Here is a 16,497-nt window from a genome sequence, read left to right on the forward strand (position 1 = left end):
GTTTTTTACGTTATTAATACTGCTTCTCCGCCAACGCCACAAAATAACCTGTGAGCATTCCTGCCTCAGCTACGGATAGCTTTTGATCGAGTAGGTGACGAATTAATTGACCATTCAAGTTTCGTTTAAAGTCCGTTTTCTTCTTCCAGTCTGGAATCGGAGTAACTGTTTCTTCAATATATTGTTGAATCGTTACTGCGATCTCTTTTAACTCGTAGTCCTCTTTTGACTCGCATACCTCAACAAGCTTATTGTAAAAAGGCTCTTGATAAGCAGTTAGGCCACTCGTTGTTTCGCCCGATGCCTTTTTAACTAAATCCTCTCGAACTTTCATCATCTCATCGATGTATTCAAATATTGTTAACTGTTCATCACGTAATTGTTGGATTAAGCTTTCTACCTTCTCCTTTAGTGATTGGTAGAACACTTCATCTTTTTCCATACTGACTGAAATTTCACGTTTTACGGCATGTTCAATTTGTGCAGCTTTTGATTCTGGTAAGACTTGATTGTCGATTTCTTCTTTGAACTTCTCATCTAGAATCGGAATCGGTTTACGGACTTCAATCCCTTGTGAACTAATATAGTCATGGACAATTTGACGTACTTTTTCACCGCATCCATCTATATCCATACCATCATGTATCGCATAAGTTGAACGTACTCGCTGGCGGATTAAACTCACCCATTTAAAATCCTTCAAGAATCGTTGTGCTTTTGGATCTGGTAACACCCGGTCCATACTTTCGGCAAAACGTTTGTATGCGATATCGAATTTTGCACGCAGGTCTTCCGGCTTTAAACGCAGTACTGCTTGCTCTTCTTGGCTATGTTTTAACCCATCAAAGAATCGCATAGCTGCACGATGACGTTGTTCTAAGCGAGGCAATTCATTATCAATTGACTGCAATGCACCCTTTACATCATTAGCACTAAAGATATCCAATGCTTCATCTAAGAATCGTGAAACACCGAAGTAATCCACTATTAATCCATACGTTTTATGTCCATCGTAACGACGATTTGTACGCGCTATTGCCTGTAATAGGTTATGTTCCTTTAACGGTTTATCCAAATACATGACCTGTTCAATTGGCGCATCAAAGCCCGTTAACAACTTGTCACAAACGATGAGCATTGCCAGTTTATCTTCATGAAATGGTTTCTTAAAGCGTTTGATAAAGGTTTTTTCATCGTCTTTAGATGTCTTATACTTTTTTAACAACTCATCTGTATCATTTTGTCCTTCAGAGAAAATAACCGCTGTTTCAAACTTGCCATTTGCAAACTTGTCGATAAGTTCCTTATATTGAGCAGCTGCACGACGAGAAACGGCAACTACTTGTGCTTTGTAGCCATTTACTAAAATCTTTTCCTCAAAATGCTTTACAATATCAAGTGCAATATCACGCATTCGATCGGGTGCGGTTAAAATAAGTTCTTTATTCACGAATTTAGCTTTAATCCGTTCCTTTGCATCATCATCAAACTCGCTAAAACTACGTGCAAAAAGTTCATCTAACGTTTCACCTTTCATTTGAAGATGTGGTAAGCGTGATTCATAGAAGATTGGAACAGTGGCCCCGTCTGCAACGGCCTGATCAATTGTGTACTTATCAATGTAAGAACCAAATTTGCCCGTCGTTGAGCGTTTTTCTTTATCAATTGGTGTACCAGTGAAGCCAATAAACGTTGCATTAGGTAATGCGCGTCGCATATTCATCGCAAGCCCTTTATATTGAGAGCGATGAGATTCATCTGTCATAACGATTATATTTTCTGCTTCTGAAATGATTGGAAAATCCTCGTCTTCTTTTGCTTGGAATTTATGTATGAGCGTCATTACCGTTGCGCCTGGTCCTTTAGATAACTGTTGTTTCAAGTCCTTCACGGAAGTTGCTTGTGTTGGATTTGGGAACCCACATGCTGTAAAGGTTTCTGTAATTTGGTTATCTAAATCTTCTCGGTCTGTAACAATGACAATCATCGGGTTTTCAAGATCTTTTATGCGACGCAGTTTCTTCCCTAAATACACCATCGTTAACGATTTACCTGACCCTTGAGTATGCCATACGACCCCTCCTCGAAGTGCTGGACGGTCATTATTTAAAATACGTTCGATTGCCTTTTCAACGGCACGGTATTGTTGGTAGCGTGCAAATTTCTTCACAGGACCATCGTAAACGATATAGTTATTTAGTAAATTTAGCAGGACTTCTTTGCGTAAAATCCCTGCAATTAAAATATCTTGAGGCAATGTTGACCCTACAGCATCCGGATGCATTGGATAAGGGTCAATCCATAAGCCATAATGTTGTGCTTTTGCGTATAACGTCCCCACTTTTGCACGATCCCGACTTGTCGCAATCATTAGTTGGTTATAATAGAAAAGCTTTTCGTTCGTTTCAACGTAGCGCTCCATTTGATGGACACATTCAGGTAATTGTTTTTCAGGTTGAAGTTTCGGGCTTTTGCATTCAATGATGACAAGTGGCAAGCCATTAATGTACAGTAGAATATCCGGTCGAATCGTACCATTTGGATTTGTAATGGATAATTGATTCACCACTAAGTATTCATTTAGCTCGCTTGTTGGATTATCTATATCAAAGAACTTTACCGTTTGCCCCTTTTTCCCCGAACCAAGGTCTTGTTCAACGGTTACACCATCGCCAAATAGCCAGTTATAGACTTTGTTATTAATTGACCAAAGCCCATCCCCTGTCGGTGCTACAAATTGGCGTACAAGTTTATCGAGATTGCCTTCACTCATCCAAGGATTTAGACGTTTTAATGCTGCACGAAAGCGATCTTCCAGGATAATGGATGATTGACTGTCCCGTTCCGCCTCTAACATCTTCCCTGTATAATGCTTATAGCCATATTCTTGTAATTGTTCAATAAAAGGCAGTTCTACTTTTTCATATTCATACTGTGACATCATGCCACCTCGTTTCTCTTTATGTATGTATAGTTCTATCATATATCATTTCCAATTTATAGAAAAGGACTGCCTAAGCAGCCCTTATTATTAAGCATCCACTTTTACTCGGATCTTACCTGTTAGAAGTTGTTGCATTAAGCCTTTTTTCAGTTCCTCATACTTCGCTTTTTCCTGCTCGTAGGAGGCGATTTCGGCGTCGACTGTGGATAGGATGGAGGCGATTTTTTGTTGTTCTTCGAGAGGTGCTATAAGAATTTTAAATCCTGATAAACTAGGTGCGTATAAATGATACACCGATGATCCTTGTGCTAATTTCGCTAAATCCTCTTTACGTGTGGAATTCAATTGAAAACTAACAAATCGACTATCTATGGATTGATTCGGTCTAAATAAATTGATATCACCGCCAATTAAAACACAATCTACCATTAAGGCCGCACTAGTTGCAATATCAATAGCTGTTTCTCCTGATGAAGGAATAAGTAAATCATTTGCATAACCTATTACAGGGTTTTTTACTTTAATATCAGTTCGATAAACAATTTCTTTAATAACCTCTTTATATGTAGTATAAAGTTGCCCATATAAGATACATGGTTCTCCCAGTTCTGATAAATCTTTCTTAGCTATTCCTTTTCCTTTAAAAAACACTCCTAATTCTTCGAAAGAGGCTACACCCCAAGTTACAGGTATTTCTCCAAGTTCACTTTGTTTAAATTCTGTATGTCCAATACCTTTCGTCAACAATTGCTGCATTAAGCCTTTTTTCAATTCCTTTGTCTTTTCAATTAATTGCTCTGTTTGCTCGATTTGTGTATCGACAGAGGAAAGGATTTCAGCGATCTTTTGTTGTTCTTTTAAAGGAGGCAATGCAATTTTATGGCTTTCCATTAAACTCTTAGTTATGTGTACAAATGAAAATCCATTTTTCTTCCCTTGTAACTCTCTTGAAACAAAGTCTAATCTATAATAATAAAACAGTTTATCTAATATCTTTTCATTAATTTCAATCCGCCAAATATGATAATGGAAAATACTCCTTGGTCCATTCCAAATATATGGTCCAAAAGTTGCTGACCATGCATAAAGTAAATCGCCAGGATTAGCATACTTTTGCTCCTCTAAAATCAAATCAGAATATACAGGCTCTTTTATCCCTGTTAAATTTTGTATGCGTATTATAGGTGTACCACTATTTTTAAACTCGGTCTGCTTATATGCTCGTCCATTGTAAAAAACAGAAATATCACCTTGTTGAACTACATCCCATTCCAAAGGGATTTCCCCAAGCTCTGTAATTTTATACCCGTCTCTTACTTCAGCCATGATTCTCACCTAACCCTAGCTCTTGTAAATATCCATTCAATTTTGCTGTATTCACTTCACGTTCTTTTTGAATCATTGCAATATCCTTTAGTACAGTGGCTATATCCACTAATTCTTCTTCTTCGGACTTATCAATATAGCGAGTGATATTTAAGTTATAGTCATTGGCTTTAATTTCATCTGAACTCACGAGACGTGCGTATTTTTCTATATCTTCATAGCTATCAAAAGCTGATACGATTTTAGTGATGTCTTGATCACGTAAGCTGTTTTGATTTTTGCCTTCTTGGTACTCATCTTCTGCGGCAATGATTAATACTTTTCCTTTACGTTCTTCCGGCTTTTGACGATTGAATACCATAATACAAGCTGGAATACCTGTGCCATAGAACAAGTTTGATGGTAGGCCAATAATTGCTTCTACTAAATCTTGTTCTAACAATGCTTGGCGAATCTTCCCTTCTGCAGAACCACGAAATAGTACACCATGTGGCATAACCACACCTGCAACCCCCTTGCTATTTAAAGAAGAAATCATGTGCTGTACAAAGGCATAATCTCCGTATGATTTCGGGGGAATACCGTACTGGAAGCGACCGTATTCATCGGCTTGCGCTTCTTCACGTCCCCATTCTTTTAAGGAAAATGGCGGGTTGGCAATTACACGGTCAAATAGCATTAATTCGCCATCTTCAATTAGTCCAGGTTTGCGTAATGTATCGCCTTTTACAATTTGGTGATCTGGTAAACCGTGTAGAAGTAGGTTCATCTTCGCGATTGCCCATGTTTCTAAATTACGTTCTTGGCCAAATAGGGAAAGCGATTGAGGATTGCCGCCTTTTTCTTTTACATAGTCCACGGATTGAATCAACATCCCGCCTGATCCACACGTTGGGTCGTATACGCGCATACCTTCTTCTGGCTTAATCAGTTTTACAATCAGTTCAACCACTTTTGAAGGGGTGTAGAACTCTCCTCCCTTTTGTCCTGCATCATCGGCGAACATTTTAATTAAATACTCGTATGCACGACCAAGCATATCTGGTTCACTTAAGTTTTCGTTACGTAGATCAAGCTCCGAAAAGTGCTGTAATAAACGTTGCAATGTTTCGTCTGTTAAAACTTCTTTATTATTAAAATCGATTGGCGTTAATACGTTAAGTAATGTCGCATTTTCATTTTCAAGTGCTTCAAAGGCAATGTTAATCGCTGCTCCAATATCCGTTGCATGTTTACGGACATTCTCCCAACGTGCTACTTCTGGTACATAAAACTGATATTGTGAGGGCATTTCAGCAAGCTGTGCCCCCACCTCATCTCCATAACTTGAGAAAACTTCTTGGCGTTGTTCTTCAAACACATCACTTGTGCGCTTTAAGAAAAGTAAGCCGAAAATATAGTTTTTATATGAAACGGAACTAACAGATCCACGAAGAATATCCGCAGATTTCCATAAATGAGACTCTAATTGTTGAAGTGTTAATTTAGACATGATTGACCTCCTATTGTAGCTTTATTATACATTTTTTTAGAAGCTGAAATTAATCCATTTTGGGAATAAAGAAATTGTTGTCGTCTACTAGTGCCATACCGTGTACAAGTGACTGTCTATTACAGAGCAAAGCTTAAGCCGAAACAGGCAATTAACACTTTCTTACTTTTGTATATAATAAGTTTAAGAATAAAACATATTGTTTTTTCCAATTCTCTTCCCTACTTTCACAGTCCATTTCACTTTATATAAAATTCTTTTATTAGATAAGTATATTTATAGATATTTCCCTTTTTCCCTAAAGGTATAATTCCAATTAAAAGAATACAATTGTGTAGAAAAGGAAAGTTTTGAATAGAAAAAATATAAAACTATTATTTTAATAAAAATACACCTAACAAAAGTAGAAATCCTTACTTTTATTAGGTGTATTTTAGATGATTAATCATTGGATGATAAACGATTGTCTAATTCAATAATTTTATTAGGCTGAATCGCCTTTAAAAATTTACGTGCCACACTTTGATTTGCAATATCGTATGTAATCACAAAGAAACAGAAATCAACAAGTGTATCTTGCTCTACTAATACACTTTCCTTCTCTTCATCCAAAGTTACAAGAATGGGCGTGTCTTCTATTACTTCACGAATGTCGTAATCGTTACTACAAATAATCGAAGCGCCAAGTAACATCGTTGCAGCAAGACTATGCATTTCACCCAAATCACTTGCATTTTTTAATGGGCGACCTTCATTTATCTTTTTCTGATTCAAATCAGCAAAAGCATAACGAATATCACGCACATACCCTTCGTAAATATCGAATAAATTATCTGATAATGTTTTCTCATCATCAGGATCAAATAAGTGCCATTTTCCTTGCTGAATATAATCCTCTACTTTTTTTCGAACATCAGTTATTTTTAATTCCTCTAATACCATCTGGTGGATGTAAACTTCTTCGTATAATAAATCGATCCACTGAAAAATATCAGCAGATCGATAGCTTGTAGCATGAATGAGTACATTCGCATCGATAAATACCTTTCCCTTACGCTTCATCTTTAGGCTCCTTCATGACAAGCGCATCTTGCTGATATTTTTCTGCTTGTTTTGGTGCAAATTTCGCCAATTTATTTGCAGCTTTTAGTCTATCTAATCCGTTATGTTCAACGTTTGCCTTCACTACATTTTTATAAGCAGTAAATCGTATATCTGGATTCGCCTGATCTAAAATAGAATCTGTCAAACCCAAATCACTACGTTTGTTTAACCAATCAATTTCTTGGCTCTTTAAACCAGGTACTTTTTCACCTAACTCATTCAATCTTCTAACAACTGCTACATACGGTACAGCTGCAAGATCCGCGATATAAAACACAGCTTCTTCCTCACCATAACGTTTTTTAAACTTTTCCCATAGCTCTCTTGTCAATGATTTAGGAAGCATAATCGCCGCTGCAAAACGGTCAGCTGCACGTTCATGGTCAAATTCAGTCTCTTGAATTTGACTTCCTTCTGATAAATGCCATAATTCATGCGCCGCTGTAAAATAGCGCATGCGCAATGAATGAAATGTATTTAAAGCAACAAACTGTTCCCCATTTTGATGTGTAATAGCTGCTCCAAAATAGGCTTCATCTTCAACAAATTGATAGATAATATGAACTTTATCAGCTAAGAGACGTTCAATATGTGGACCTATAAATAAATCATGGCCAATTTCATCCTCTAAAAAACTCGATGCGAATGCTTCTGCTATTGTTTCTGCTTGTTGCCTACGATCCATTATTTCACCTGCTCATTTAAACCAACATAATCTTCAATTGCAAAAAGTAATGCTTCTAACTCTCTTTTTGAGCGACGATTTGACGCATTTCCTCTTAGTTGCACAGTTAATGGACCTTGTTTTAGTTCCTCATAATGCAGTAAGTCTTTTGTCGAAATACCCATAACATCTGCAATTTGTTCAATACGTTTAGGAAGAAGAGTACGTTCACCTGATAGCATAAAGCCGACAAGTGCTTTACTAATCCCAAGTTGATCCGCTAACCATTGATAAGATTTATTTTCCTGTTGTAACCAATCTTTGACCTTACCAATGACAATTTCATTTGTCTTCATAATTACCACTCCTTATGTCTACATATATTATAACATTTTTGTAGACGTCTACAATCGAATTTACCTTATTGTATGTAGAACAACTTATACTATTCATTATGATAATCACGTCCTGCTGTTATTTAATTTATTCACCCGTCAATTTAATTTCCCTTCATTCTGTGGTATTTATTTAATTTCTTATCAAACCGCAATTGAATAGGATTTACTAACTAGAATTCTACAATAACGCTACAAATAAAGAACTAAAATTAAAGAGAACCGAACGAGTCCGATTCTCTTTGCTTATTCTTAAGATTTATCTACTACAATTTATTTTGTCAAAACTGGAATGGCAACAGATTTGGATAACTTTTTTAAGATGGTTAGGTGGCTCTCTTAAAGCATAAGAGGCATACAAGTTGCTTAACATGGAGCCTCTATAGGCATGATTCGTTGCGCCAAGAAGCCAGCTAAAGAAGGCTGGCTTAGCCAAACAAGGCTATCATGCCCATTGCTCCATATAAAGCTCTTCTTCGTTGAAGGGTCTTGGAACTGCTCCTTACCCTCTATAAAAATTGTCTAAATAAGTGTTACTCATCCACAAAAACCTTAAACATTTATAAAAGTACTTTTGCAAAAATTAATAATATGAAATTCTCATTAATATAAGTATCCTTATGCTGTGTTTAGTTAAGACGGAACTTACTTTTATAGGATTTCATACTATTATATGGGATAATAAAATATAGATTGGACAGTAAAGGATGAAAATAATGAGTCAATTAAATGAGGAATTAGAAAAATTACGTAAACTCACAATCATAGGTCTATTCGCTGATGATGATTTAATGAATATATTCGTTTTAAAAGGCGGGAACGCTCTGGAATTAGCCTATAAACTACATTCACGCGCATCAATGGATATTGATGTATCTTTAGCTCAAGATTTTGAGAAGTTGGGCTGGTCAGTTGAAGAAGTTGCTACCAAAATTCAAGAAAGTATGACCCGTACATTTAAGGACGAAAAATACCATGTATTTGATTTTAAAATGAGTCATCGTCCAAATCAAAGATTACAGGACATTGATGAGCGTTGGGGAGGATACGCAGTAGAATTCAAGGTTATTTCATTAGCAAAAGCAAAAGAATTGGATATGGACCTTGAAAAGATGAGGAAGACATCTATTGCAGTCGCTGGAACGAAAAAAACCTTAAAAGTAGATATTAGCAAATACGAATTTGTCGAACCAAGTGAAGAAACAGAGTTTGAAGATTATGTGATTAAAGTCTATACACCGCGTATGATTGTATTCGAAAAAATTAGAGCCATTTGTCAGCAAATGCCTGAGTATAAAAAAATTATGCATTCCAGTAGTAGTCCCCGTCCGAGAGACTTCTATGATATTTATATGATTATTACTCAACTCGATTCAGGAATACATATATCTTCTGAAGACAATATTGAAATGCTTCGTAACTTCTTTGAAATAAAAAAAGTTCCTTTTGAATTAATCAAAAAAATTCAGGATCCGACTGTGGAAGATTTCCATGCTTCAGCTTTTTCAACAGTTGAAGACACAGTAAAAGACAAAGAAGCATTACAGCCCTTTGCCTTTTACTATGAATATGTTGTTAATTTAGTTTCTCCACTTTACGATAAAATTTAGTTAATCTAGATAGGCTGGATAATAAAGTTTCCAACGTTCCGAATAATGTTTATCTTTTAGCTCATAATCAAGGTAAAAGTCCATTTCAATCGGAAAACGTTCTAACAGACGCAATGAACTTTCTTTATATCCAGCCTTTTCTAAATAAAAGCCAATACTTTGATGGTATGGATAGACGTGGTTTAACTTTTTTAAATAGGAGTATATTTTATTAACCGAAACTTGATCCTTTGCATTTTGATACATCGTCAATATTTCATGAACCCCCCCACCATACTCTGGTCGGACAGCTATATCAATTAAGGTCCGTTCAATATTTGTTAATCGAATACGTTCTTCTTCTATTACACCTAATTGCCCTGTATTTTTTCCTGTTAGCCAGTGTATTTTTTGCCCTTTATAGATAGTTTTTCGATTTGTAGTACGCATTGGTTTTGAAAAAGCAGTATGAATAGCTTCCTGAGTCGGTACCCAATCATTATCATTCTTGGGCGACTGCTCTTGATTAATATAAACAGCCTTTACAATATTATCTGTCAAGCCATGATAAAATGCTGCTGTATAATGGGAAAGATATACTTTTTCATGGAAAGAACAAGCTATTTCATATACAGATGGCTCATTCTTTCCAAAAATATATCGTTTAATTACTATTGTTGGAAAATCCAATTCAACTAAATCCAGAAGCGTTGCATTTGTAAGAAAATAAATGAAATCTTCAACAGAAGCTGAAAACGGCAATTTCCAATCACTTCGATTATCAGCTAAAATATCAGCTAAATCCCCTTCAGTGAATATCGTCTTTTCTGTACTCTGGAGCATTTCTACAATGTCAGACTTAAATAACTCCATAATTTGAAATTTGTTTGGCCTGCCCATTTTTTCAATTCTCCATTCTTGTAATAAAGTATATATACTTTATTACACAAAATTAGATTGTTTGTCAAGAGGATAAGGTCCCTATCATATTGAGAAATGCCTATTTTTAAATATTTTTCCCTTTTCCAACTACTTTATACTTGACAAAAGGATTTTTTTGCCTCAAAGTAAAGTATAAATACTTTACTTTGCAGGACTGTTTTTATATTTAAAATTATAAAAATTCATCAACATCACTTGTTTTCAAATTGATGTAATGTTCCATAATCGTCTGGTGTGATTTATGACCAGACTGTTTTGCAATGGTAGGAATATCTGCACCATTATTATACATCGTTGTGATTTGTGTTTTACGGAAAGTATACGGTGCAAAACCTAACCAAGCGTGGATTGATTGATTATAACTCACTTCTGAAATCTGCCGGCTAGTGTAGTTCCCCCACTTATCAGCTGCACCCACAAAATAATCATCTTGCTGCAATCCACATACAGTTATATATTTTTGAATCGCTTGTATACATTCGAGTGTCAATCGTTTTTCTTTCATATCCCCTTGTTTTTTTAACATGACCCAAACAGAACGATTGGGTAAATCAAAATCACTTATTTTTAAACGAACCATTTCGGATGGACGATTAGCAGTAATTAAATTGACTAGACAAATCGCTCTTTTTCGTATATCGGATTTCTTATTTGTATCGTACTTCTCAATTAATCGTAAAACGTCTCTTTGGCTTTCAGCTCGAATACCACGCATCGGTTTCAAGCGAAGATACTCTTCCTCATTATACATTTGACGTAAAATACGAATTCTTTCTTCTTGTTCAGATGTTTGACTTAATTGAAGTTTATTCGCCAACCAATATTTTACACCTGCAGCTCTTCGGTTAAATGTAGAAAGTCGGACTTGATGGACTGTGATCGACTGGTGCAAATAGTATTCCATCGAATCAAAATCGATGGGCAATTGATTTTCTTCGCAAAACTTTGCAAACAATTTAAAATCAGGTTCATACATTTTCCCTTTTCGATTTTTCACTTTTCGAATGGAATACTCAGTTTCAGAACTTATTTTAAATCGTTGGATTGAGTACACATTATTTTCCACTTCTACACACTCCCTTTTCTACCACTTCCAAGTTAGACCAGTTTATAAAAATAGAAAAGCTTTTTCATTTTTTCTATTCCCTTCTTTTCTGAACTTTTTATCTTTTCCAACAAAAAATTATTATCTGAATTTTCAAATAAACAACTTTCCGTATAAGAACAAACGTTTCTTTTATTCTAGCATTCTCAACCTTAAACAAGCAAGGTTTTTTTAGGTTGATGAAATAAATATCCACAATCTGAAAAGGATTATATTTCGTCTTTGAAGGACGAACCATTTCTACAATAATTCCAATTTCTAAATTTAAATATCCTATTATTTTATTTAAAAATAAATTTCTAATTTCTATTATAATTTTGTAATTAAAATACATATCTAAGAAATGGGATTTTTATGATGTCTTCACCTAGAAAAGTGAAACTATCCAAGCAACGTCAAATGACCATTTCCAAAGTATTTTTTGACGTTCTACAAAGTAAGATAAAGCAACAGTAAAATTAGGTGGTATAATGGTTAAACCGATTCATAAATTACCAAACGACTTTGCAGAACAACTGTCGGAAAAGTTTGTTGCAAAAAGGATTGAGTGGATAAACAGGAATTATTAGAGAACATATTTAACAGGGGCGGACATCTTTTCGTGCTATCAATAATAACACTATATAATAGAAGAAACTCGTGGTAAATGAATGTTTGAACGTTGATTAAAGTGCATACTTTACTACCTACTCGCATCAAAGAATTACTAAAGTCTTTAGAGATGCGAGCTTATAACCTTTGGGGCTGTACGTTAAACATACAGGTTATGGCAGATGCTGAAATATCGATTCGCTTTAAAAGGTAAACTCTCACCCATCATGATGTTTGTTTGCGTAAAGAATTCCATTATCTAAACGACTTCGATTATTAGAATTACCAAAAAGATTATTAGTGATATTCAAAAAGTTAACCGGTTAACTGTTGATATACCAGCTTTTTAGATTAACCCATTATTACCGTGATAAGGCCAAAATTGCATAAATAAAAAGACATTACAAATTTTTTAAGATCATAGATGAGTAATGTCCTTTCTTCTTCAACATAAGCCTTCTTTTACTTTAGTGTAATATTTCACATTGTTTTTCATGTCACTTAACTTATATCAACAACAATAATAAATATTACCTTATCATCTAATAAACCAAACTCCATGTGTAAATAGTTTGTTTTATCAAAATATCCAATTGATGCAACAGTACCGTCCCCATCTTTCTTTATATAGTAATCCTCTCCATACTTATCAATAACATCCTGTTTTTTATCTCCAACTTTTACTTGCTTGCTAGAGGGATATTTTTTTACGCTAACTCTGTACTCTACCAGTTTATTATTTTCTAATAAAAAATTCAGACCTTGTTTTTCATAGACAATATTTTTATATATGTCGTCGGATTGCTCTACTTGTTCTGGTGTTCCTAATACTTTTATTATCTCATTTTTAGATGAACCAATTTTAATATTATTTATGCTCTCATTACTTAAGTCAGTAGTATTAACTTCATCATAGAAATCATAAGAATCTTTGGTTAATATCTCACAACCAGATAAAATAAAAAAGACAGAGATAGTTAAAATTAAAAACTTCCTAAACACCCGTTCAATGTTCCTCCTCTTTGCGCTGATGCTAATTAATATTCATAATACTACTATTCATTCATCATCCAATTAAATGTTCTAAGATATTTGACGATATTTACTATTAAAATGCTCCACATTTAACCCCACTTATCATTAAACTAACCACTAACCAGACATATTAAAAAGAGCAACTGCTTGACTAAGCATTCGCCCTTCTTTAGTTGAAAAAATTCTTAAAAAGCATTCGCTAATTAGAAAGACTTTTTAGATGTTCAACAATATATCTCGCATCGAATCCTACTCCCTGCAATAGCGCAGATCCTCTGCGATACTGCCAAGGCAATCCAATAAAATAGAGCCCCTTTACACTTGTAGTACCTCGATGATGAACTAGTTTCCCTTCTGTATTAAATACTTCTTTTATCTCAAGCCAAGGATATACAGAATGAAAACCCGTAGCCCAAATAATATTATCAACCTTTAATGTGGTTAAATCTTTAAAAGTTATTTCATTTTGCTTGCCATCAATTACTTTAGGTTTTAATGAAACTTCCATTCTCTTAACTGCTTCTTTCAATTCATATCCAAATATAGGGTCTCCCTTTTTTTGAATGGCTTTACCAATAAGAGAATTGGAACTTGCTTTCAATATTCCTAACTTATCGAACCACCAAAAGATACTTTTCCTATTTAAAACTAAAGGTAAATACGATAATTTTTGACTTATCGCCAAATAAGTTTCTTTTTCCTTTGATAATTCAACTGCTATTTGAGCCCCACTGTTACCACCACCAACGATAAGCACATTTCCTTCTATTAGCTGACTTGGATTTTTATATTCAGAGGAATGAAGCTGATTAATATCTTTTAACATTTTTTTCGAAAATGAGGGTACTCTAGGTGTTTGGAATGCTCCAGTCGCAATAACAAGGTTTTTTGACTCAAAAACTCCTTGATTTGTTTCTATGTAAAATGTTTTTTTCCTATTCTGTACATTTACCACTTCTGTTTGAAACTTGATAGGAAGATTAAATTTATCAGCATATTGCTTTAAGTAACGGACCATTTCATTTTTTGTTGGAAACCCATGTGATTCCCCTTCAAATTGCAAACCAGGTAAAGCATCATACATTCTAGGTGTAAATAAAACTAACGAATCATATCGGTTTATCCAACTCTCTGCTACTTCTCGCCCTTTATCTAAAATCAAAAAGTTTTGATTAAATTGTTTCAAATAATATCCAGCAGCTAGCCCTGCCTGTCCTGCACCTATTACAATCGTGTCATACAAACCCTTCATCCCCCTATATTTATGAATAATCCAGTTTAACTCTTACTTCCATAAAGTTACAATTATATAATAACCCAAAACACATCTAAATTCAAACATTCATTTGAATATTTGATTGTATGTTAATTATTTTAATTACTTTAATATATGGAAAGTTTTTAGAATAAAAAGGAGGGAATTAAAAGACTTATTATTGGTCATTATATAGGAATTACTTTATAAGTATTTAGAAGAATAAAATGCTGGAGAAACTTTTTATTTTATCAGCATTTTATTTCACTTTATTTTATTTTTCAAAAAAGACAAAACCGAATCCCCCGATTTTGTCGACATTTATTTCTATTTATTTTTCTTCTGCTCGTTTTGTCCGTCTTCTTAAGACAAGAATAAATCCGATGAAAAAAGTATAGGCCAATACTAGTAGAATTAGGTAACCTATATTTATTCCACGTTTTTCAATCACTTGATAGATTTCTACTACTTCGCGGTCTATTACAATTGGATAAACCCCATCATCATTCGCACGGATAACATTGGTTTCTATCATCCCCATAATTTCTTTACCTGACCCAATATCTTCCTCACTTATATCTACTCTTGTCGTTTTTCCTGTATTGTTAATGACTACAATCCATTTTTCAGTATCAGAAGACCGTTGAAAAGCTAATAAACCATTTTCATTTTTTATTAATTTAAATTCTCCTGCTCTAAGTGTATCAGATTCATTTCGCAGGGTTTGAATATTCCCAATGAATTTAATTAATTCTTCATCCGTACGGAAATTATATACTTGATGTGACTCTGGTCCAACTTCACCGTTCATCGCAATTTCTGTTCCATATTGCATAACTGGAACACCCGGTAAAAGCAATGTTGATGCCATCGCTAATTTAATTCTCGTTGGTGGGAACAATTCTACATCATATACAAATCGATTTGTATTAACGCTATCAATCATTAATTGTACAGGGACATCTCCGTTATTCAAGCCAGGAGCAATATATTTCATTTGTTCTGATGAATCTATATCTACATTTTTATAAATGTTACGGAAAATTTCATTTGTATCATTATAATATTTTGCATCAAAGTTAGCATCGCTTTCTTCATTTGAAATTACGTAAATGTTTTCGTCAACAGCTTTAATAGCCTTAATTATATCGTTTAAAAAAGCATTTGATGCAATATCTAGGTTCGTTAAACGAATACCTCTTACTTTATATGTAGAAACAAATTGCACAACCTCATCAATCAATGCTTTTTGTACTTCCCGATTATTTAAATCCCAACGAACTTTACTATTTGAAGTTCCCAATACCCATTGTTCTTTAGATGAATCTTGTGCCCATTCGTGTTTTTCACTAACATTCGTAAGTGGAAAGTCTACCATTACAGAAATCTTATAATCGTTAAACTTATCAATTAATTGTGTAAATTCCTCTGTTGTTCCAAATCGAGGTTCAAATTCTGTATAACTTGTTACCATTGAACCGTCATATTCCTCGGTTTTAAAGATAGAGCCAAGTGAAACGATTGTAAAACCCATATCTGAAATTACTGAAATTTTATCAGTAATTCCTTTAAAGTCACCACCCGCAAATTGCGAGGATTCTGTTGGATCTATATTGTAATCATTTTCACCTGTAGCATTGAAATAACGGTCTACTAATAAATCATATATACTTTCATCTGCAATTGTTTTTGTTTCTTCTGCATTTGCGATGGGTGTTGCTGTAAACGAAGCAGCGAGTAACATAGAGGCTGCTGATAAACAAATCCATTTCTTTAATCTCAAAATTATTTTCCTCTCTCAACTAGCTATCATAATTAAACATATAAAAAGATAATACTGCTGTTTTTTAATTAGGGTAATGAATTAAAATTACTATGAATATATAGGAACTTGATTTGTTCCTAATATTTCATTTTCGAGTAGTCCTCCCTCTGTATTACCTCCGATTTTTGATTTTGTCTACACTTTTTTTCATAGTTGCTTCTTCTTGAATTGAACGTCCTGAAAGTGTAAAAGGTGTAATTTATAAAATAAATCCTATTATAGCGTTTACC

The 16,497-nt window shown here is 34.3% G+C and carries 12 protein-coding genes; 1 reads left to right on the forward strand and 11 read right to left on the reverse strand.

Annotation, left to right across the window (positions count from 1 at the left end; genetic code table 11):
• Positions 1–13: 13 nt before the first annotated feature.
• The 6 genes from CRO00_RS15955 to CRO00_RS15980 form a co-directional block, all read right to left on the reverse strand.
• Positions 14–2,941, reverse strand: coding sequence for a type I restriction endonuclease subunit R (locus CRO00_RS15955; protein ID WP_097074665.1), 2,928 nt, complete (start codon positions 2,939–2,941; stop codon positions 14–16).
• Between the two features lie 90 nt (positions 2,942–3,031).
• Positions 3,032–4,270: a restriction endonuclease subunit S gene (locus tag CRO00_RS15960; protein WP_097074666.1), complete on the reverse strand. Its 1,239-nt coding sequence runs from the start codon at positions 4,268–4,270 to the stop codon at positions 3,032–3,034.
• A complete protein-coding gene (locus CRO00_RS15965; protein ID WP_097074667.1) occupies positions 4,263–5,762 on the reverse strand; it encodes a type I restriction-modification system subunit M in 1,500 nt (499 codons plus the stop codon). The genes CRO00_RS15960 and CRO00_RS15965 overlap by 8 nt, the downstream gene beginning before the upstream one ends.
• Positions 5,763–6,203: 441 nt before the next feature.
• Positions 6,204–6,824: a PIN domain-containing protein gene (locus CRO00_RS15970; RefSeq protein WP_097074668.1), complete on the reverse strand. Its 621-nt coding sequence runs from the start codon at positions 6,822–6,824 to the stop codon at positions 6,204–6,206.
• Positions 6,814–7,551 (reverse strand): ImmA/IrrE family metallo-endopeptidase, encoded by a 738-nt coding sequence (locus CRO00_RS15975; RefSeq protein WP_097074669.1) that lies wholly within the window; start codon positions 7,549–7,551, stop codon positions 6,814–6,816. Before CRO00_RS15975 ends, CRO00_RS15970 begins: the two co-directional genes overlap by 11 nt.
• Positions 7,551–7,886, reverse strand: a complete 336-nt coding sequence (locus tag CRO00_RS15980) for a helix-turn-helix domain-containing protein (protein ID WP_097074670.1) — start codon at positions 7,884–7,886, stop codon at positions 7,551–7,553. The genes CRO00_RS15975 and CRO00_RS15980 overlap by 1 nt, the downstream gene beginning before the upstream one ends.
• Positions 7,887–8,641: 755 nt before the next feature.
• On the opposite strand from CRO00_RS15980, the gene CRO00_RS15985 reads away from it, so the two are divergent.
• Entirely contained in the window at positions 8,642–9,535 is an 894-nt protein-coding gene (locus CRO00_RS15985) for a nucleotidyl transferase AbiEii/AbiGii toxin family protein (protein ID WP_161946711.1), read from the forward strand.
• Here the strand turns inward: CRO00_RS15985 and CRO00_RS15990 are convergent, their stop codons facing one another.
• The 5 genes from CRO00_RS15990 to CRO00_RS16015 all read right to left on the reverse strand — a co-directional run bounded on the left by CRO00_RS15990 (position 9,536) and on the right by CRO00_RS16015 (position 16,225).
• The gene (locus CRO00_RS15990) at positions 9,536–10,414 is read right to left on the reverse strand and encodes a type IV toxin-antitoxin system AbiEi family antitoxin domain-containing protein (RefSeq protein ID WP_097074672.1); all 879 of its coding nucleotides are present in this window, start codon (positions 10,412–10,414) and stop codon (positions 9,536–9,538) included. It lies immediately after the preceding gene.
• Between the two features lie 214 nt (positions 10,415–10,628).
• A complete protein-coding gene (locus CRO00_RS15995; RefSeq protein ID WP_097074673.1) occupies positions 10,629–11,522 on the reverse strand; it encodes a tyrosine-type recombinase/integrase in 894 nt (297 codons plus the stop codon).
• Between the two features lie 1,131 nt (positions 11,523–12,653).
• Positions 12,654–13,154: a hypothetical protein gene (locus tag CRO00_RS16005; protein ID WP_097074675.1), complete on the reverse strand. Its 501-nt coding sequence runs from the start codon at positions 13,152–13,154 to the stop codon at positions 12,654–12,656.
• Between the two features lie 232 nt (positions 13,155–13,386).
• Positions 13,387–14,430 carry a flavin-containing monooxygenase gene (locus CRO00_RS16010; RefSeq protein ID WP_097074676.1) on the reverse strand — a complete coding sequence of 348 codons (1,044 nt, stop codon included), beginning with the start codon at positions 14,428–14,430 and terminating at the stop codon, positions 13,387–13,389.
• Positions 14,431–14,773: 343 nt separating this feature from the next.
• Positions 14,774–16,225 (reverse strand): alpha-amylase family glycosyl hydrolase, encoded by a 1,452-nt coding sequence (locus CRO00_RS16015; protein ID WP_237658450.1) that lies wholly within the window; start codon positions 16,223–16,225, stop codon positions 14,774–14,776.
• Positions 16,226–16,497 lie beyond the last annotated feature (272 nt).

The organism is Ureibacillus xyleni, assembly GCF_900217795.1.
Classification (GTDB): Bacteria; Bacillota; Bacilli; order Bacillales_A; family Planococcaceae; genus Ureibacillus; species Ureibacillus xyleni.